Annotated in this window: 18 protein-coding genes; 5 read left to right on the top strand and 13 right to left on the bottom strand. The window is 63.1% G+C overall.

The features are described 5' to 3' along the window. Positions 1 to 190: 190 nt before the first annotated feature. Together H0485_RS09010 and H0485_RS09005 are read left to right on the top strand one after the other, a co-directional pair. Positions 191 to 1,057: an S-methyl-5'-thioadenosine phosphorylase gene (locus H0485_RS09010; RefSeq protein WP_226935043.1), complete on the top strand. Its 867-nt coding sequence runs from the start codon at positions 191 to 193 to the stop codon at positions 1,055 to 1,057. Positions 1,058 to 1,070: 13 nt separating this feature from the next. Beyond that, complete coding sequence (locus H0485_RS09005; protein WP_226935042.1) at positions 1,071 to 1,610, top strand: adenine phosphoribosyltransferase; 540 nt, start codon at positions 1,071 to 1,073, stop codon at positions 1,608 to 1,610. A 45-nt stretch (positions 1,611 to 1,655) separates the two neighbouring features. Here H0485_RS09005 and H0485_RS09000 read toward each other — a convergent pair whose 3' ends face one another. From H0485_RS09000 to coxB, 10 genes are all read right to left on the bottom strand, one after another. Continuing rightward, complete coding sequence (locus tag H0485_RS09000) at positions 1,656 to 3,071, bottom strand: FAD-binding oxidoreductase (RefSeq protein ID WP_435531490.1); 1,416 nt, start codon at positions 3,069 to 3,071, stop codon at positions 1,656 to 1,658. Positions 3,072 to 3,111: 40 nt separating this feature from the next. After that, positions 3,112 to 3,702: a GNAT family N-acetyltransferase gene (locus H0485_RS08995; RefSeq protein WP_226935041.1), complete on the bottom strand. Its 591-nt coding sequence runs from the start codon at positions 3,700 to 3,702 to the stop codon at positions 3,112 to 3,114. Next, entirely contained in the window at positions 3,702 to 4,961 is a 1,260-nt protein-coding gene (locus tag H0485_RS08990) for a M16 family metallopeptidase (RefSeq protein WP_226935040.1), read from the bottom strand. The genes H0485_RS08995 and H0485_RS08990 overlap by 1 nt, the downstream gene beginning before the upstream one ends. 190 nt (positions 4,962 to 5,151) lie before the next feature. Then, a complete protein-coding gene (thrC, locus tag H0485_RS08985) occupies positions 5,152 to 6,540 on the bottom strand; it encodes a threonine synthase (RefSeq protein WP_226935039.1) in 1,389 nt (462 codons plus the stop codon). An 11-nt stretch (positions 6,541 to 6,551) separates the two neighbouring features. Continuing rightward, positions 6,552 to 7,217 (bottom strand): SURF1 family protein, encoded by a 666-nt coding sequence (locus H0485_RS08980; RefSeq protein WP_226935038.1) that lies wholly within the window; start codon positions 7,215 to 7,217, stop codon positions 6,552 to 6,554. A 72-nt stretch (positions 7,218 to 7,289) separates the two neighbouring features. Beyond that, positions 7,290 to 8,147 carry a cytochrome c oxidase subunit 3 gene (locus H0485_RS08975; protein WP_226935037.1) on the bottom strand — a complete coding sequence of 286 codons (858 nt, stop codon included), beginning with the start codon at positions 8,145 to 8,147 and terminating at the stop codon, positions 7,290 to 7,292. Positions 8,148 to 8,190: 43 nt separating this feature from the next. Then, a complete protein-coding gene (locus H0485_RS08970; protein WP_226935036.1) occupies positions 8,191 to 8,805 on the bottom strand; it encodes a cytochrome c oxidase assembly protein in 615 nt (204 codons plus the stop codon). Continuing rightward, on the bottom strand, positions 8,802 to 8,999 hold the full coding sequence (locus H0485_RS08965; RefSeq protein ID WP_226935035.1) for a cytochrome c oxidase system small membrane protein: 198 nt from the start codon (positions 8,997 to 8,999) through the stop codon (positions 8,802 to 8,804). The genes H0485_RS08970 and H0485_RS08965 overlap by 4 nt, the downstream gene beginning before the upstream one ends. Positions 9,000 to 9,001: 2 nt before the next feature. Continuing rightward, positions 9,002 to 9,946, bottom strand: coding sequence for a heme o synthase (gene cyoE, locus H0485_RS08960; RefSeq protein WP_226935034.1), 945 nt, complete (start codon positions 9,944 to 9,946; stop codon positions 9,002 to 9,004). Between the two features lie 75 nt (positions 9,947 to 10,021). Next, positions 10,022 to 10,918, bottom strand: coding sequence for a cytochrome c oxidase subunit II (gene coxB, locus H0485_RS08955; RefSeq protein ID WP_226935033.1), 897 nt, complete (start codon positions 10,916 to 10,918; stop codon positions 10,022 to 10,024). 195 nt (positions 10,919 to 11,113) lie between these two features. Between coxB and tldD the strand changes: the two genes are divergently transcribed. Continuing rightward, a complete protein-coding gene (gene tldD, locus H0485_RS08950) occupies positions 11,114 to 12,538 on the top strand; it encodes a metalloprotease TldD (protein ID WP_226935032.1) in 1,425 nt (474 codons plus the stop codon). Positions 12,539 to 12,590: 52 nt separating this feature from the next. Here tldD and murD read toward each other — a convergent pair whose 3' ends face one another. After that, positions 12,591 to 14,003, bottom strand: coding sequence for a UDP-N-acetylmuramoyl-L-alanine--D-glutamate ligase (gene murD / locus H0485_RS08945; protein ID WP_226935031.1), 1,413 nt, complete (start codon positions 14,001 to 14,003; stop codon positions 12,591 to 12,593). A 211-nt stretch (positions 14,004 to 14,214) separates the two neighbouring features. Between murD and H0485_RS08940 the strand changes: the two genes are divergently transcribed. Further along, entirely contained in the window at positions 14,215 to 14,823 is a 609-nt protein-coding gene (locus H0485_RS08940) for an OmpW/AlkL family protein (RefSeq protein WP_226935030.1), read from the top strand. 160 nt (positions 14,824 to 14,983) lie between these two features. Then, a complete protein-coding gene (locus H0485_RS08935) occupies positions 14,984 to 15,466 on the top strand; it encodes a hypothetical protein (RefSeq protein ID WP_226935029.1) in 483 nt (160 codons plus the stop codon). A gap of 92 nt (positions 15,467 to 15,558) precedes the next feature. On the opposite strand, the gene mraY is transcribed toward H0485_RS08935, so the two are convergent. Both mraY and H0485_RS08925 read right to left on the bottom strand, forming a co-directional pair. Next, positions 15,559 to 16,641 carry a phospho-N-acetylmuramoyl-pentapeptide-transferase gene (gene mraY / locus H0485_RS08930; protein ID WP_226935028.1) on the bottom strand — a complete coding sequence of 361 codons (1,083 nt, stop codon included), beginning with the start codon at positions 16,639 to 16,641 and terminating at the stop codon, positions 15,559 to 15,561. Between the two features lie 20 nt (positions 16,642 to 16,661). Beyond that, complete coding sequence (locus tag H0485_RS08925) at positions 16,662 to 18,083, bottom strand: UDP-N-acetylmuramoyl-tripeptide--D-alanyl-D-alanine ligase (protein WP_226935027.1); 1,422 nt, start codon at positions 18,081 to 18,083, stop codon at positions 16,662 to 16,664. Between the last annotated feature and the right edge of the window lie 94 nt (positions 18,084 to 18,177).

Below are 18,177 nucleotides of genomic sequence, written 5' to 3'. Positions count from 1 at the left end.
GGCAAAGAAGCTTGCGCCAGAAAGGGATCTGCGGAATTTTCCGGCAATCCGCCTGGGGCTTTCGCGGGCAAATGCTGCGTGACTGTTTACCTGTCGCCGCAAAAGATCCGGCCCCCTGCCAGAGGCTTTGCGCGAATCCTGCCCGGCGCTATCGTCGCGGCGAAAACAGGTCAGCAGCAGGAAGCCATCCGTGCAGAGAAAAATCGGAATTATCGGCGGGTCGGGGGTCTATCAGATCTCCGGGCTGGAAGCGGCGCAATGGCAGGAGGTCGCCACCCCCTGGGGCGCGGCTTCAGACCAGATCCTGACCGGGCGGCTGAACGGTACTGAACTGGCCTTCCTGCCGCGCCATGGCAGGGGCCATGTCCACAGCCCCTCCTCACTGCCCTACCGCGCCAATATTGATGCGCTCAAACGCCTCGGCTGCACCGATATTCTGGCGGTCTCGGCGGTGGGTTCGCTGCGCGAGGATCTGCCGCCCGGAGATTTCGTGCTGGTCGATCAGTATATCGACCGCTCTTTCGCCCGCGAGAAAAGCTTCTTCGGCGAGGGGCTCGTCGCCCATGTCGGCTTTGCCCATCCGACCTGCGCAAGGCTCGGCGCAGAAGTCCTCAGCGCAGCAGCCTCGGCCGGGGTGAAGCTGCATCAGGGCGCCACCTATCTGGTGATGGAGGGGCCGCAGTTCTCGACCCTGGCGGAAAGCAGGCTCTACCGGCAATGGGGCGCGGATGTGATCGGCATGACCGGCTGCCCCGAGGCGAAACTCGCCCGCGAGGCCGAGCTTTGCTATGCCAGCCTCGCCATGGTCACCGATTTCGACTGCTGGCATCCCGGCCATGATGCGGTGGATGTTGCGGCGGTGATTGCCACCCTGAGCGCCAATGCCGATAAGGCCCGCAATGTGATCGCTGCTCTGCCCGCTGCCCTTGAGGCGCGGCCCGGCGCCTGCCCCTGTGGTTGCGACCGGGCGCTGGATACGGCACTGATCACCGCTTCGGAGAAACGAGATCCGGCCCTGGCTGCGAAACTGGATGCCATTGCCGGGCGGCTGTTGTGAGAAAGCCTGAGACATGCCTGTGAAGAAAACTGTGCGCGACTATATCCGCACCATCGTGGATTTCCCGCATGAGGGGATCCTGTTTCGCGATGTGACCACGCTCTTCGCCGATCCGCGCGGCTTCCGCCTCTGCGTCGATCAGCTGGTTGAGCCCTGGGCCGGCAGCCGGATTGATAAGGTGGTCGGGCTTGAGGCGCGCGGCTTCATCCTGGGCGGCGCGGTGGCGCATCAGCTCTCGACCGGCTTCGTGCCGGTACGCAAGAAAGGCAAACTGCCGGGCGCCACGGTGTCGCAGGCCTATAGTCTCGAATATGGCGAGGCGGTGGTTGAGATGCATCAGGATGCCTTGCAGCCGGGTGAGAAGGTGCTGCTGGTCGATGATCTTCTGGCCACCGGCGGCACCGCCGAGGCCGGAATCTCGCTGATCCGCAAACTTGGGGCCGAAGTTCTGGCCTGCGCCTTCGTCGTCGATCTGCCCGAGCTGGGCGGGCGTAAACGGCTGGAGGCCATGGGTATGGCGGTTCATACGCTTTGCGAATTTGAGGGGCTCTGAGGCCCCGGAACCACATAAAGGGGGCCGCTGGCCCCCGGTTTCGCCTCATTCCAGCGGCAGCACCGCGCCCGGGTTCAGAATGCCAAAGGGATCGAGCGCGGTTTTCACCGCCCGCATTGCCGCCAGCCGTGCCGGATCGCCAAAGCGCTGCAGTTCGCCCACTTTCAGCCGGCCGATCCCATGTTCAGCCGAGATCGAACCCTCGCGCGCGACCACCATCTCATGCACCAGATCCGACAGCGCCCGGGCCTCGGCGGCATAGTCTCCGCGCTGGCGGCCTTTGGCCGGGAAAAGATTGAAATGCAGATTGCCATCGCCCAGATGGCCAAAGCAGTTGATGCGGATATCGGCCAGCTGGCGCAGCCGCGCCGGGGCGGTGTCGATAAATTCCGCGATCTCGCTGATCGGCAGCGAAACATCATGGCTCGAGATCGAGCCGACGCGGCGATTGGCATCGGGAATGCTCTCACGCAGGGCCCAGAGCTGATCAGCCTGAGCTTCGGAATGGGCAATCACCCCGTCGAGGACAAGGCCCTGCTCCGCCCCCTCCTCATAGATCGCGGCCAGCACAGCCTCGCCCTCCATCGCCCGCGGCAGGCCCAGCTCGATCAGCACCATCCAGTCTGGCACTTCGGCAAAGGGCGCCCGGCCCGGCAGGCCGGTTTCCACCATAAAATCAAAGCCCTGGCGCGAGATCAGCTCAAAGCCTGACACAAGGCCCCCGGCGCGTGCCTCGGCAAGGCGCAACAGGCGCAAAGCAGCGGCGGGCGAGGCTATGGCCAATACAGCGACAAGACGCTGATCGGGCTGCGGGAAAAGGCGCAGCGAGGCGGCGGTGATCACGCCAAGGCTGCCCTCGGATCCGATCACCAGGTCTTTGATATCATAGCCGGTATTGTCTTTGCGCAGGCGCTTCAGCCCCGACATGATCTGGCCATCGGCAAAGACCGTCTCAATGCCGAGGCAAAGCTCACGCGCCGTGCCATAGCGCAAAACCTGCGTGCCGCCGGCATTGGTCGCCAGATTGCCGCCGATCGTCGCCGTGCCCTGCGAGGCCAGCGACAAGGGGAACAGCCGCCCCACCGCTGCGGCCGCCTCCTGCACCGCCTGCAGGGTCATCCCGGCCTCAACCGTGAGGGTGTTTTCCCCGGGCCAGATGCCGCGCAGCCGGTTCATCCGCTCAAGCGACAGCACCAGCGGCAAAGGCCCTTGCGCCATCACCTGCCCCGAGACGAGGCCGGTGCCGCCGCCCTGGGGCACCACGCCGACCCGCGCCGCATGGCAGTGGCGCAGAATGACCGAGACCTCGGCGGTGCTGCGCGGCAGGGCCACCATGCCCGGCCTGCCCTGCCATTTGCCGCGCGGCTCGGTCAGATGGCGCGGCTCTGCCTCGCGCAGCGTGCCTTCGGGCAAAGCGGCGGCAAGGCGGGCGAGGAAGGCGGGGGCGCAATCATTCAGCACTGGTCTGTCCCGGAATTAATCTGGTCTGAAAAATCTGGCCTCAGGCCGGGCCAACATCGGTCCGGCCCCGGCGGTCGGCGCGCAGGCAGGAGTAAAGCACATGGTTGCGCCAGCGGCCATTGATCTGCAGATAGGCCTGGGCCACGCCCTCATATTTGAAGCCGCTTTTTTCCAGCACCCCGCGCGAGGCGCTGTTTTCCGGCAGGCAGGCCGCCTCGATCCGGCTCAGATCCATGCGCTGGAACGCGTAATTCACCAGCGCCTGCAGCGCCTCACGCATATAGCCCTGACGCGCATAGGGCGCGCCGATCCAATAGCCGACCGTGCCGGCCTGGGCCGGGCCACGGCGGATATTATCAAGGGTTATGGCCCCGATCAGCGCCTGATCCTCGCGCCGGATCAGCATCAGCGGCAGCGCCGTTCCCTGGGCCTCGGCCCGCCGGGCCCAGTAGACCCGGCTGGTGAAATTGCGGCGCGACAGATGGTTCTCGGACCAGACCGGCTCCCATGGGGTCAGGAAAGCCGCGCTGGCCTCGCGCAGCCCGCTCCATTGCCGCCAGTCATCATGCACCGGCAGGCGCAGGCTCAGCCGCTGGGATTCAATCCGGACCTTGCGCGCCAGGCCAAGCATCAGGCCGCCATCTCGCTCCTGAGCGCCGCCAGCGAGGGCGCCAGCGAAACCGGACCATAGACCGCGAGCGCCACCGGAGCTTTCAGCATCTGCGCGGCAGTGTCGCGGACATCGGCGGTGGTCACCGCCTCGACCTTGCGCACGGTCTCATCAAGATCGGGCACCCGGTTCCAGACCGAGAGCATCCGCGCATTGCGCTCGGCGCGCGACGACGGGCTTTCCAGCCCCATCAGCATTCCGGCTGAAAGCTGCGCCCGGGCCCGGGCCACTTCGGCATCGGACATATCCCCGGCGGCGCGTTTCAGCTCGGCCACGGTCAGCTCGGCCAGTTCGCCGATCTCAGCCGCCGAAGTACCGGCATAGATCGTGACATGGCCGGTATCATCATAGGCCGAGCTCTGGGCATGGATCGAATAGCACAGGCCGCGCTCTTCGCGGATCTTCTGGAACAGGCGCGAGGACATACCGCCGCCCATTGCCGTCGACCAGACCTGAGCCGCATAGACCGCCGGATCGCGATAGGAGGGCGCCTCAAGGTTCAGCGCGAAATGCGCCTGCTCAAGGTCTTTCTCCTCGCGCCGCTCCCCCACCAGGAAGCGTGCACCTTCGGCTTTGAAGCTGCCGACCGGCGTCAGATCGCCAAAGACCTTTTCCGCCTCGGCGACGATGCTGTCGTGATCCACGCCGCCCGCAGCCGAAAGGATCATCCGGTCCGGGCCATAATGGCGCGCAACGAAGCGGCGGAAGTCATCGGCGGTGAAGGAGGCGACTTTTTCCTCCGGCCCGAGGATGGTGCGGCCAAAGGCCTGGCCCGGATAGGTCACCTCATGCAGCCAGTCGAAAATGATATCGTCGGGCGTGTCATTGGTCTGGCCGATTTCTTGCAGGATCACATGACGCTCGGTCTCGATATCCTCCTGGCTGAACAGCGGATTGAGCACGATATCCGAGATCACCGACAGAGCACGCGGCACATCAACCGAAAGACAGCGGGCATAATAGGCCGTCATCTCGCGCGAGGTATAGGCGTTGATATAGCCGCCGACATCCTCAATCTCTTCGGCAATCCTCAGCGCCGAACGCGTGGGCGTGCCCTTGAACGCCATATGCTCAAGGAAATGCGCAATGCCGTTCTCGGACGCGCCCTCATGGCGACCGCCAGCGCCGACCCAGATCCCGACCGTGGCTGATTTCAGCCCGGGCATGGATTCGGTGACGATGCGAAAACCGTTGGAAAGCGTGTGAATGCGGACTGACAAGCTGTGACTGCTCCGACAGGGGCCGCGCAGGGCCCGGGAAAAGATAGCCAGGCGCTTTTAACGCTTTGGCAGGCGGCGCGAAAGAGGGAGGCGCTCGCCCCTCCGCTTTCCCGGGCACCGCAGCTGGCCCGGAGGTGCAGTGCCCGGGCGGTTTTTCTCCGCCCGGGCAATTCCGGTCGCACCGGAGAGGTTATTTGCCCAGCCGCTCGCGGATCAGGCTGGTCAGCGCGCCAAGATCGTTCGGCACGCGGGTGACGCGCTCTTCACGCCCGAACAGATCGGCCATGCGCGGCGGCAGCGCCGGACGGAGGCCCGAAGCCTTTTCAACCGCATCGGGGAATTTGGCCGGATGCGCGGTGGCAAGGGTGACCATCATGCCCTGTCCGGCATTTTCATGCGCGACTTTCACCGCCACCGCCGAATGCGGGCAGAGCAGCTCACCGCTGGCCGCCAGTTCCGAGCGGATGGTGGCGAGGGTCTCTTCCTCGGAGGCGCGCCCCGAAAGGAAGGTCTCGCGCAGCATTTTCAGCGCTTCTGCCGGAATGGTGAAACCACCCGATTGCTTCAGACTATCCATCAGCGCCTGAACCGCCGCCCCGTCGCGGCCGAGCGCGTCAAACAGCGCGCGCTCAAAATTCGACGAGATCTGAATATCCATCGAGGGCGAATAAGAGGGATCAACCCCGGTCATGCGGTATTCGCCGGTTTTCATCGCCCGGTCCAGAATGTCATTCTGATTGGTGGCGATCACCAGGCGCTCAATCGGCAGCCCCATTTTGCGGGCAATATAGCCGGCAAAAATATCGCCGAAATTGCCGGTCGGTACGGTGAAGCTGACTTTACGCCCCGGCGCGCCGAGGGCGAGACCGGCATGGAAATAATAGACCACCTGGGCCAGAACCCGGGCCCAGTTGATCGAATTGACCCCGGCGAGGCGCACGCCATCGCGGAAGTCAAAATCATTGAACATGTCTTTCAGCCGCGACTGGCAATCATCGAAATCGCCTTCCAGCGCCAGAGCATGGACATTGGATTCAACCGGGGTGGTCATCTGACGGCGCTGCACCTCTGAGACCCGGCCATGCGGGAACAGGATGAAGACATCGACATTGGCAAGGCCGCGGAACGCCTCAATCGCCGCCGAACCGGTATCCCCCGAGGTCGCGCCGACGATGGTGATACGCTCGCCGGTTCTGGCAAGGGCCGCCTGCATCAGCTGACCGATCAGCTGCATGGCGAAATCTTTGAATGCCAGCGTCGGGCCGTGGAACAGTTCCATCAGGAAATGATCGGTGCCGAGCTGTTTCAGCGGCGCACGGGCGGCATGGCCGAAGCCGGCATAGGCCTTAGCGATCAGGCCTTTCAGCTCATCCTCAGCGAAGAAATCCCCGATGAAAGGGCTGATCACCTTAAAGGCCAGCTCCTCATAGGACAGGCCCGCCATGGCGGCGATCTCTTCCCGGGTGAAGGCCGGAACCCTCTCGGGGACGTAAAGCCCGCCATCCCGGGCCAGGCCCGTCATCATCGCTTCGCCAAAGCCCAGGATCGGTGCCTGGCCGCGTGTCGAAATATATCGCATCTCTTCGCCCCTCAGTCCTTGCGCGCTCTGATACGCCAGAGCCAGTAGCCTGTCATCCCCAACCAGACAGCTGCGAGACCAAACCAGGTCACTGCATAGCCAAGATGGTCATTGCGGAAGGCGGCCGTGGCGGGCATCGGCAGGATCTGATCCCCGGTTTCGGAGCCCGCGATCAGCATCAGCGGCTCGGTCTTCAGCACTTCGGACATCTGCGTGACATCGCGGGCAAACCAGAAATTCTTGGCCAGATCCGGTTCGGGCGTGGCCGAAGTCTTGTCATCGGGCCAGTTCAGATTGCCGCTGACCCGCGCCGCATGGCCCGGGCGCGGCGTGTCGCGGTCGGTTTCGCGGATATAGCCGCGATCGACCAGGATCCGGCGGCCATCGCTGGTCTCAAAAGCCGCAATCACCAGAAAGCCCGGACCATAGTCGCGGGTCGAGGATAAAACGAACAGTTCCTCGCCGGTGAAACGCCCCTCGGCAAAGGCCGGGCGATAGCGGTCAGCCAGCGGATCCGGGCGGAGGGGCAGCGGTTCCGGCGGCAGGGCCATCATCGCCTCGGCCTCGGCAATCCTGCCCTCTTTCCAGTCCAGCCGCTGCAGCTGCCAGAACCCCAGAGAGAGCAGGACCGCGAGACCGGCGAGACCGATCGCCAGCGGAAAGATCAATTTACGCATATCAGCACCCGGCAATGAGAAACGCGGGCCCGGTGAGGGGCCCGCGCGGAATGTCAGGATCAACGCGGCGGCTTACTGGCCCCAGACGTAGATCACGAAGAAGAGGAACAGCCAGACCACGTCCACGAAGTGCCAGTACCAGGCAGCGGCCTCAAAGCCGACATGCTGCTCCTGGGTGAAGTGACCGGCACGGGCACGCATCAGGCAGACGAACAGCATGATGGTTCCCATAAGCACGTGGAAGCCGTGGAAGCCGGTCGCCATGAAGAACACGCCGCCATAGAGCGAAGGCTCGCCGTCGATATTGGTGGCAAAGCCGAAGGAGGCATGGCTGTATTCATAGGCCTGCAGGAAGGTGAAGATCACCCCGAGCAGCACACCGATGGTCAGGCCCTGGATCAGGTCTTTACGGTTGTTCTCATGCGCGATGGCATGATGCGCCCAGGTCACTGCACAGCCCGAAAGCAGCAGGATCAGGGTGTTCATCAGCGGCAGGTGCCAGGGATCAAAGGTCTCGATACCAGCCGGCGGCCAGGTGCCGTCAACCCAGGGGCTGCCCTCGGTCATCGGATAGAGACGGGCTTTGAAGAAAGCCCAGAACCATGCCACGAAGAACATCGCCTCCGAGGTGATGAAGAACAGCATGCCGTAGCGCAGGCCGATGCGGACCACCGGGGTATGATCACCGGTCTGGCCTTCTTTGACCATATCCGAGAACCAGCCGAACATGGTGTAAAACACCACCAGAACACCGATCATGAAGACCCAGGGCTGGTGTCCGAACACTGCCATCAGCGGCGTCGAGGTGTCGATCTGCGGCGAGATCCACAGCACGAGGCCGAAGGCCATGATGAATGCCCCGACAGCGCCAAGGAAAGGCCAGACCGACGGTGGCAGAATATGGTAATCGTGGTTCTTTGCGTGAGCCATAGCCGTTGTTTGTCCCTCGTATCCCTTGCAGGCGTCGTTATTCTCAGTTTGCCAGTACAGGGGGTTGGCCCCCGGTGCTGGTGGTGCCGGCCGCGGTTCCTGCGGAAGCCTGACCTTCAGGCATCTCGGTGGTATGGAACGTATAGCTCAGCGTGATTTCTTTCAGAAGCCGTCCCTCATCATCATCAAGGATTTCAGGATCGACATAGAAGCTGACGGGCATCATGACCCGCTCGCCCGGTTGCAGCACCTGCTGCTCAAAGCAGAAGCAATGCACTTTGACAAAATAGCCACCCGCCGCATTGGGGGCGACATTATAGCTGGCCGTACCGGCAATCGCCTGGTCGGTCGGGTTATAGGCCTCATAAAACGCCAGGGCGTTCTGGCCAAGCTTAACCGTCATCTGCCGGACTTCGGGTTTGAACTTCCACGGCATACCTGCCGCCAGCGAAGCGTCAAAACGGATCACGATTTCACGGTCGAGAACTTCCTGCGATTCCTCAGAGGCGACCAGAACCGTGCCTCCGAAGCCGGTCACCCGGCAGAACAGATCGTAAAGCGGCACGGCGGCATAGGCGGCACCGAGCATCATCACCACGACTCCGGCGAGAATAGCGGCGGTCCTGGTCTGTTTACGGCTGGCGTTCGGAGCGTTCACTGCGAGGCCCCCTCTTGGGTCACAGCCATCTCGGGGCGCACCACATGGTCAAAGCCCTGCACCGAGTCACCGTTCTGGATTTTCACCACGGTCAGCGCAAAAACTATGCCAACGAAGCCAAGCAGCAGCGCCGCGACGCCGATATTGCGCCCCAGACGACGCGCATGCAGATCATGCAGCGGTTTAAGAGCCATGATTACCACCCACCCATACCAAAGGGACGCAGACCCATCTCAACCAGATAAGAGCCGAAATGCAGGAACAGCCACAGGATCGAGAAATAGAAGAACCTGCGTTCAACCCTATACCCATCCGCCTCGGCCTGAACCTCATCGCGGCGCCAGATGCAGAAGGCTCCGAAGAGGAAGATTGCGTTCAGCACAACAGCAACAGCCAGGCTGAACGGCCCGCCGATCGAGGTCATCGCCGTCCAGATCGGGAAGGGCGTGAGCAGGACCGAATAGGCAAGAATATGATTGCGCGTCGTTTTTTTACCGTGGGTCACGGTCAGCATCGGCACTTTGGCCTTGGAGTAATCGCTGTTGATGAACAGCGCCAGCGACCAGAAATGCGGCGGGGTCCACATGAAGATCAGCGCGAACATCAGCCCTGCCTCAAGCGAGACCGAGCCGGTCGCTGCCACCCAGCCCACCATGGGCGGGAAAGCCCCGGCCGCACCGCCAATCACGATATTCTGCGGCGTCGAGCGCTTCAGCCACATCGAGTAAATGACGGCGTAGAAGAAAATCGTAAAGGCCAGCAGCCCGGCGGCCAGCCAGTTGGTCGACAGCCCCAGCATGAGCACCGACAGACCCGACAGCGCCATGCCCAGACCCAGCGCCTCGCCCGGGGCAACCCGGCCCGAGGGGATCGGGCGGCTCTGCGTCCGGCGCATCACCTGATCGATATCGGCATCCCACCACATATTCAGCGCGCCCGATGCCCCTGCCCCAAGCGCGATGAACAGCACCGCACAAAAGGCCTCAACCGGGTGCAGCCGGACCGGGGCGACCAGCAGGCCAACCAGCGCGGTAAACACCACCAGCGACATGACGCGCGGCTTCAGCAGCTGCACATAGTCATTGAAGCCGCCCTCACCGGGAGCCGTGTCTGCACGCTCATATGAGCCGATATCGCTCATCTCATCCTGCCTTTGCCTTGAATGATGACCCCGCCGCAACGGGCGGGATCAGCACAGATCTGAGGTCAGCAGGCTTCAGTTAGAAGCCAGTGCAACCGGAGTATGGGCCAGGGTCACATCGCCTTCCTTGGCGCGCTCAACCCAAGCGCGGTAATCCTGCTCGGACACCACTTTCACCGTAATCGGCATATAGGCATGGTCCTTGCCGCAAAGTTCCGAGCACTGACCAAAGTAGATGCCCTCACGCTCGGCAGCGAACCAGGCCTGCGCCAGACGACCGGGGACCGCATCCTGCTTCACCGCGAAAGCCGGCATAGCCCAGGAGTGAATCACATCGGTTGCGGTGATATGCAGCAGCACTTTCGCGCCGACCGGAACCACGATTGCGGTATCGGTTGCCAGCAGGAACTGCTCTTTTGAATAGCCGGCCTCAACCAGAGCGGCTTCGGTTTCCGGGGTCAGGGTGTTGTTGCCACCCCAGTTCAGGCCACCGATCATATAGGAGGCATATTCCTCGATACCCTCTTCCGGATATTCATAGGACCAGTACCACTGGTTGCCGGTCACCTTCACCACCACATCGCCTGCCGGGAAGGTCTGCTGCTTGTTCAGCGCCGGGATCGAGAACACGCCGATGAAGATCAGCAGCACGACCGGGATGATGGTCCACGCGATCTCGAGCGGGGTGTTATGGGTGAATTTGCGCGGCACCGGATTGCTGCGCTGATTGAAGCGCAGGATCACCACCAGCAACAGCAGCAGCACAAAGGCCGTCACAATGCCGATGATCCACAGCACGAGGTTATCCAGCCAGTGCTGCTCGTGGGCAATTTCCGTAACCGCAGTCTGCAGATTAATGCCATCCGGAATGGGCTGGCCAACAATCTCAAGGCTCTGGGCGAGGGCTGAACCCGAGGCCAGTGCCGTAAAGCCTGCCAGGGCCGCGCCCTTCAGAGAGGTCATCAAACGCATATCTCATCCCGCTTTTGGGTGCGGCTTCGTGCCGCTGCCTTACGGACCCCTGAATTAACGCGCCAGGAATCCCTTTGTTTCCGCCCCCGTTCAAACCATATTGGGGGGGAAACGACAAGAGAAACCGTCGCGGCAAAAGGCCCCGGTTGATCCGGGTCAAAGACAGGAAAGCGACGATGAACAGGACTGCAGACCATGGCTGACGCCCCCTTCCGCCCGTTTGAGCAAAATCTTGATGAGGCTATGGCTCTGCAGCTGCTGCGCGAGGCCACTGCCGGTGCCGATGACGGCGAGCTGTTCCTCGAGCGCCGGCGCGGCGAAAGCCTGGTGCTCGATGACGGCCGGATCCGCAATGCCAGCTATGATGCGACCGAGGGTTTTGGCCTGCGCGCCGTGCGTGGCGAAGTGGCCGGATATGCGCATTCTACCGAGATTTCCGAGGCTTCTTTGCGCCGCGCCCTGGATACAGCCCGGCTGGCGGTGGGGTCGGGCGGCGGTATCATGGCCCCTCCCCCGCCCGGCACCAACCATCATCTCTATGCTGCGGTGAACCCGCTGGAGGATACCGGCTTCGCGGCAAAGATCGACATTCTCAAAGAGATTGACGCCTTTGCCCGCGACCAGGATCCGCGCGTGGTCCAGGTCACCGCCGCGCTTTCCGCCAGCCTGCAGGAAGTCGAGATCCTGCGCCCCGAAGGGCTGCGTTTCAGCGACATCCGGCCCATGGCGCGGCTGAATGTCTCAGTCATACTTGAGGCTGATGGCCGCCGCGAAACCGGCTCGGCCGGCGGCGGCGGACGATATGGGCTGAGCGGCCTGCTCGATCCGGCCCATTGGAAGGAACAGGTGCTGGAGGCGATCCGCATTGCCCGGGTCAATCTTTCGGCCCTGCCCGCCCCCGCCGGAATGATGGATGTGGTGCTTGGCCCGGGCTGGCCCGGCATTTTGCTGCATGAAGCCATCGGCCATGGGCTGGAGGGCGATTTCAACCGCAAACAGACCTCGGCCTTTGCCGGGCTGATGGGCCAGCAGATCGCCGCGAAAGGCGTGACCGTGCTTGATGACGGCACCCTGCCCGACCGCCGCGGCTCGCTGACCTTCGATGATGAGGGCACGCCCTCGGCAAAGAATGTGCTGATCGAGGACGGGGTGCTGACCGGCTATATGCAGGACCGCCAGAATGCCCGGCTGATGGGGGTGAAGCCCACCGGCAACGGCCGGCGCGAAAGCCATGCCCATATTCCGATGCCGCGCATGACCAATACCTATATGCTGTCTGGCCAGGATGAGCCTGCCGCCATCCTCGGCGATCTGAAAGACGGGATCTGGGCCGTGGGCTTTGGTGGTGGTCAGGTCGATATCACCAGCGGCAAATTCGTCTTCTCCTGCACCGAGGCCTACCGCGTCCGCAATGGCCAGCTCGGCGAGGCGATCAAGGGGGCAACCCTGATCGGTGACGGTGCCACGGCGCTGAAAGGCATCCGCGCCATCGGCAATGATCTGAAGCTCGATCCCGGTATCGGCAATTGCGGCAAGGCCGGGCAATGGGTGCCGGTGGGCGTGGGTCAGCCGACATTGCTGATCGGCGGGCTGACGATTGGTGGCCAGCAGGCCGCCTGAAGAAAACCGGCCGGGGGAGGCAGCGCCTGCCCCCCCCGGCCTGTCAGACCTGTCAGGCCAGCGCAATCCCGGGAAGGGCGGCGACCAGGCGGGCGAAATCCTCGCCGCGCTTCTCGAAATTCGGATATTGATCAAAGCTGGCTGCTGCCGGTGCCAGCAGCACCACCTCGCCCGGCTGGGCCTCGGCTGCGGCCCGCGCCACCGCCTGCTCCATGGTCTCGCTGATTTCATGTGGCACATCACCGAGCTGCAGCGCGAAATCCCGGGCCGAATGGCCGATCAGATAGGCTTTGGCCACCGTGCCCAGATGCGGCACCAGATCCGCAATCCCGCCATCCTTGCCCATGCCCCCCGCGATCCAGCGGATCTTCGGGAAGGCCTGCAGCGCCTTGGCGGCGGAATCGACATTGGTCGCCTTGGAATCATTGATGAAGCGCACGCCCTCGCGGCTGGCAATCAGCTGGCTGCGATGCGGCAATCCGCGGAAACTTTTCAGTGCCTGTTCAATCAGCCTGGGCGGCAGGCCAATCGCCCGCGCCGCCGCCCAGGCGGCACAGGCATTTTGATGATTATGCGCGCCGGGCAGCCCGGCAATATCGCGCAGATCAACCGAGGCCATCTGCCTGCCGCGCCGGTATTCGGCAAGAAAGCCCTTGCGCGCAAAGACCGACCAGCCGAACAGTTCGAGCTTTTCACCCGAGGAAATCCGGATCACCCGGTCATCCTGCGGCCCCTGCGACATCTGCCCGGCGAGGAAACGCCCCTCGGTCTCATCCACGCCAATCACCGCCCGGTCCGGCCCGCCTTCGGCAAAGAGCCGGCGCTTGGCGGCGAAATAACCGCCCATGCCATTGTGACGATCAAGGTGATCGGGCGAGAGATTGGTGAAAACCGCAACATCCGGGGTCAGCGCCCGGGCCAGATCGGTCTGATAGGAGGAAAGCTCGAGCACCAGGATCTCGCCCTCCTGCGGCGGCTCGATCGACAAGACACCGGTGCCGATATTTCCCGCCATCTGACAGGGCCGCCCGGCACTTTCAACGATGTGATGGATCAGCGCCGTGGTGGTGGATTTGCCATTCGAGCCGGTGACGCAGATCACTTTCGGCATCTGGTCGAAATGATCCCAGTCGGAACTGCCCCAGGACTGGAAGAACAGCCCGATGTCATTATCCACCGGCACGCCCAGCTCCAGCGCCCGGGCGATGATCTTATGCGGCTGCGGATAGAGATGCGGAATGCCCGGCGAGGTGACGAGACAGGCCACGCCGTCAAAGGCGCCATGGCGGCTGAGATCGGTCATGCCAAAGCCTTCAGCCTCGGCCTTTTGCCGCGATTCCGCGCTGTCATCCCAGAGCAAAACCTCGGCCCCGCCCGCGCTCAGCGCCCGCGCCGTGGCCAGACCCGAGCGGCCAAGCCCGAGCACCGCTACTTTTTGTCCCTGATAGCCCCGAACCGGAATCATCCGCCCTACTCCTGCATAGATCTGGCGCGAACCTGGTGCAGAGGCGCCGCCGCTGCAAGCCTGGCTGCGGCCTGCCCCCCGCCGCCCTGCCACTCGCCGCCCGGGGCGGCGATTTTGTCGCAGGCCGCCCCGGCCCGGTTTTGACCGAGGTCAAGGCCGGTCCCTCCCCCGGCCGGGTACGAGGGTGGCGTTGAAACTGAAAGTGTCCCAGATGAAAAAATCTCTCCTTTCCCTGTTCGCCGGCAGCCTTATTGCGCTTTCCTCCCTCAGCCCCGCACTGGCACAGGAGGCCGGCAGCCTGACGCTTGGCTTTGGTCTTGGCGGTGTGATGCCAAAAGATAACAACGGCACCCTTGCCGGGATGCAGGCCGATATCGGCAATAACATCCGCCCGATCGTAACCCTGGAATATTTCATCCGCGACAATATCGGCATCGAGCTGCTGGGCGCGGCACCGTTCAAACATAAGATCAGCCTCGCAGGCCCGGGCGAGATCGGCGAGACCAAACATCTGCCGCCGACGCTGAGCGTGAACTGGCATATCCCGACCGGCGGCGCGCTGACGCCCTTCCTCGGTCTGGGCGTGAATTATACCAAATTCTTTGAGGAGCGCTCGGGCCTCGGTCAGCTGAAGATCAAAGACAGCTTCGGCCTCGCCGCCACCATCGGCGTCGATTACGCGATCAGCGACAAATCCGCCCTGCGCGCCGATCTGCGCTATATCGACATCGACAGCGATGTGTATCTCGACGGCGCCTATATCGGCAAAACCTCGGTCGATCCGCTGGTGACCAGCATTTCCTATGTGATGAAATTCTGAACCCTGCTGCGGGTGGCGCTGCCCTGCCGCCGCCCGCAACTCTCCCGCCGGGGGCGCGCCGTGCTGCCCCCGGTCAGGAAAACCCCATCAACCCAAGATTGTACTTGCCTGAAATCGCAGCGCCTGCCAGGAACGCCGCTATTCAACGGAGTTCCCGAAAATGTCCTTCAGATCCACTCTTTTCAGCGCTGGCCTGCTGGCCCTGCTTCCCTTTGCCGCTCCGGCACAGGAGCTGATCACCGAAGCCGGCGGCTGGAGCGTCTACCGCGATGCCTCGATGGGCAATGGCTGCTATATGATGACCTCATTCGAGGACGGCTCCATCGTCCAGCTGGGCCATGATGCCAGCGAGGATATTACCTTCCTCACCTTGTTCAGCACGGACTGGACCGCACTGGAAAATGACAAGGTCTATCCGATCACCTTTGATCTCGACGGCCAGGTCTGGACTGCCGATGGCCATGCGGTCAGCGATGCCGAAATCGGCGGCATTCTGGTTCAGATCGAGGATGAGGATTTCATCGTCGATCTCGCGCTTAAAAACACCCTCACCATGTCCTATGAGGGCGAAGAGGTCGTAGCCCTCGACCTTGCCGGAACCAATGACGCGGTTCAGGCCACGATCGCCTGTATGGGCGGCTGAGCGCCCTTCGGGACCTCCGCGCTGCAGATCCAGACAAAAAGCCCCGCAAGTTGCGGGGCTTTTTCGTTTCACGTGAAGAGGTTAACCTCTGATCAGCGCACTTTCAGCGTCGCAAGGCCGATCATCGCCAGGATCAGCGAGATGATCCAGAAGCGGATCACGATCTGCGGCTCGGCCCAGCCCTTTTTCTCAAAATGATGATGGATCGGCGCCATCAGGAAGATCCGCTTTCTGGTGCGTTTGTAATAGAGCACCTGGATGATCACGCTCATCGCCTCGACAACGAAGAGGCCGCCCACGATGGCCAGAACAATCTCATGCTTGGTGCAGACCGCCATCGCGCCGAGCGCGCCGCCCAGTGCGAGGCTGCCGGTATCGCCCATGAACACCGCCGCCGGAGGGGCATTATACCACAAAAAGCCCAGACCGCCGCCGATCAGCGCCGAGGCAAAGACGATCAGCTCGGCCGTGCCCGGCACCGAATGGACACCGAGATAACTGGCAATATAGCCCGAGCCGACGACATAGGAGATCACCCCGAAGGTCGCGCCTGCGATCATCACCGGCATGATCGCCAGCCCGTCGAGGCCATCGGTCAGATTGACCGCATTGGCCGAGCCGACGATGACCAGCATACCAAAGGGCACGAAGAAAATCCCCAGATCGAACAGGGCATCCTTGAACAGCGGGAAGGCAAGCCGGCCGGTCAGCGCCTCGGGGTGGAACTGCGCCGCCGCCCAGGTGGCCAGAGCCGCAATCACCAGGCCGAGCAGGATCCGCACCCGCGACGACACGCCCTTGGTATTCTGCTTCGTAACCTTGGCATAATCATCGGCGAAACCGATCAGACCAAAGGCCAGGGTCACCAGCAGCACAATCCAGGTATAGGGATTGTCGAGCCGGGCCCAGAGCAGGGTCGAGAAGGTCAGCGCCGAAAGGATCAGCAGCCCGCCCATGGTCGGCGTACCGGCCTTGGCGAAATGGCTCTGCGGCCCGTCATCACGGATCGGTTGCCCCTTGCCCTGTTTGCGGCGCAGAAAATCAATCAGCGGCCGGCCGAAGACAAAGCCGAAAATCAGCGCGGTGACGAAAGCCATACCCGCCCGGAAGGTGATATAGCGAAACAGGTTGAAAAAATCGCCACCGTCGGAATATCCGGCAAGCCAGTATAGCATTCACTCAGTTCCTTCGGTTCTCAAACACTCTGACCAAGGCGGCGCAAAGCCTCGGCCACCAGGCTGACCTTTGAGCCTTTAGAGCCCTTGACCAGCAGAATATCACCCGGATCCATCAGCATACGCGCTCTGGAGGCCAGTTCTGACGCCGTTTCCACCCATTCGCCGCGCTGTGCAAGGGGCAGTGCAGCGTGAAGGTGACGCATCAGCGGCCCGACGCAGTGAATGATCCTGACCGAAGCCAGCCCGGGCTGGGCGGCAATGGCGCGGTGCATCGCTTCGGCCTCGGGGCCCAGTTCCAGCATATCGCCCAGAATGGCGATCCGGCGCCCGGCGCCGAGCGCGCCGATACCGTCAACCGGACGCGCCCCGATCAGCACCTCAAGGCTGGCGGCCATCGAGCTCGGATTGGCGTTAAAAGCGTCATCGATCAGATCGAAATAGGTCTCATCCACGCTGTCGACCACGATCCGCTCGCGCGTGCCGCGCCCGGCGGGCGGGGCCCAGCGGCCCAGATCATGCGCCGCGATGACGGTATCGGCGCCAAGGGCGGTGGCCGCTGCCAGCGCGCCAAGCGCGTTCAGGGCGAAATGCCGCCCCGGCGAGGCCACTTTGAACAGGACCGGATCCGCGCCGTGATGGGCCCGCACCACGGTGGTTTCCTCATGGCTGCGGCTTTCATCAAGACGCCAGTCCGCTGTGCTGGCCGCGCCAAAGCCGATGACCTGCGCGCCTCTGGCCTGCGCCATCCCGAGCAGCACCGGCGTGGTTTCAAGATCCAGATTGATCACCGCCGCGCCGCCGGGTTCGAGCCCGTCAAAAATCGCCCCCTTCTCGCGGGCAATGCCCTCAAGCGAGCCGAAAGCGGCCAGATGCGCCGCTGCGACCGTGGTGATCATCGCCACATGCGGCCGGGCCAGCCGGGCCAGCGGGGCAATTTCTCCGGGGTTCGACATGCCGATCTCGATCACCGCATATTCGGTATCGGCCGGCATGCGCGCCAGGGTCAGCGGCACGCCCCAGTGATTGTTATAGCTGGCCTCGGCGGCATGGGTTCTGCCCTGACCCGAAAGCATGGCGCGCAGCATTTCCTTGGTCGAGGTCTTGCCGACCGAGCCGGTGACACCGATCACCCTCGCCCCGGTGCGGGCCCGGGCAGCGCGGCCCAGATCCTCAAGGCCTTTGAGCACATCGTCTACGATCAGCAGCGGCGCGGTCTCATCCAGCCCTTCGGGAATATGCGAGACAAGCGCCGCTGCCGCGCCCTTTTCCAGCGCCTGGGCGACGAAATCATGGCCATCCCGCGCCGCCGCGAGCGCGACGAAGAGATCGCCCGGCCGGAGCGTGCGGGTATCGATCGAAACGCCGCTCACGCTGAAAGCGCGGGTGGCGTGGCCAAGGGTGGCGGCTTCGGCCTCGGCTGAGGTCCAGAGGGCGGTCATGAGCCTTTGCTCCTGGTTGACGGAAGGCGGCCGGGGGCTGCCTGCCCCCTGCGGGGCCGGGCGGCCCCTCCCCCCGGGGATAATTTCAGACAGA

The sequence above is a fragment of the Pseudogemmobacter faecipullorum genome, from assembly GCF_020539525.1.
Taxonomy (GTDB): Bacteria; Pseudomonadota; Alphaproteobacteria; order Rhodobacterales; family Rhodobacteraceae; genus Pseudogemmobacter; species Pseudogemmobacter faecipullorum.
This window is presented reverse-complemented; position numbering and strand designations above follow the sequence as displayed.

Excerpts from the sequence above, each read along its gene's own strand:
- H0485_RS08975 (WP_226935037.1), bottom strand. The coding sequence starts at position 8,147 with ATGGCTCACGCAAAGAACCACGATTACCATATTCTGCCACCGTCGGTC.
- H0485_RS08940 (WP_226935030.1), top strand. The coding sequence starts at position 14,215 with ATGAAAAAATCTCTCCTTTCCCTGTTCGCCGGCAGCCTTATTGCGCTT.
- H0485_RS08995 (WP_226935041.1), bottom strand. The coding sequence starts at position 3,702 with ATGCTTGGCCTGGCGCGCAAGGTCCGGATTGAATCCCAGCGGCTGAGC.
- thrC (WP_226935039.1), bottom strand. The coding sequence starts at position 6,540 with ATGCGATATATTTCGACACGCGGCCAGGCACCGATCCTGGGCTTTGGC.
- H0485_RS08965 (WP_226935035.1), bottom strand. The coding sequence starts at position 8,999 with ATGGCTCTTAAACCGCTGCATGATCTGCATGCGCGTCGTCTGGGGCGC.
- mraY (WP_226935028.1), bottom strand. The coding sequence starts at position 16,641 with ATGCTATACTGGCTTGCCGGATATTCCGACGGTGGCGATTTTTTCAAC.
- H0485_RS08980 (WP_226935038.1), bottom strand. The coding sequence starts at position 7,217 with ATGCGTAAATTGATCTTTCCGCTGGCGATCGGTCTCGCCGGTCTCGCG.
- H0485_RS08925 (WP_226935027.1), bottom strand. The coding sequence starts at position 18,083 with ATGACCGCCCTCTGGACCTCAGCCGAGGCCGAAGCCGCCACCCTTGGC.
- H0485_RS08935 (WP_226935029.1), top strand. The coding sequence starts at position 14,984 with ATGTCCTTCAGATCCACTCTTTTCAGCGCTGGCCTGCTGGCCCTGCTT.
- tldD (WP_226935032.1), top strand. The coding sequence starts at position 11,114 with ATGGCTGACGCCCCCTTCCGCCCGTTTGAGCAAAATCTTGATGAGGCT.
- cyoE (WP_226935034.1), bottom strand. The coding sequence starts at position 9,946 with ATGAGCGATATCGGCTCATATGAGCGTGCAGACACGGCTCCCGGTGAG.
- coxB (WP_226935033.1), bottom strand. The coding sequence starts at position 10,918 with ATGCGTTTGATGACCTCTCTGAAGGGCGCGGCCCTGGCAGGCTTTACG.
- H0485_RS09005 (WP_226935042.1), top strand. The coding sequence starts at position 1,071 with ATGCCTGTGAAGAAAACTGTGCGCGACTATATCCGCACCATCGTGGAT.
- murD (WP_226935031.1), bottom strand. The coding sequence starts at position 14,003 with ATGATTCCGGTTCGGGGCTATCAGGGACAAAAAGTAGCGGTGCTCGGG.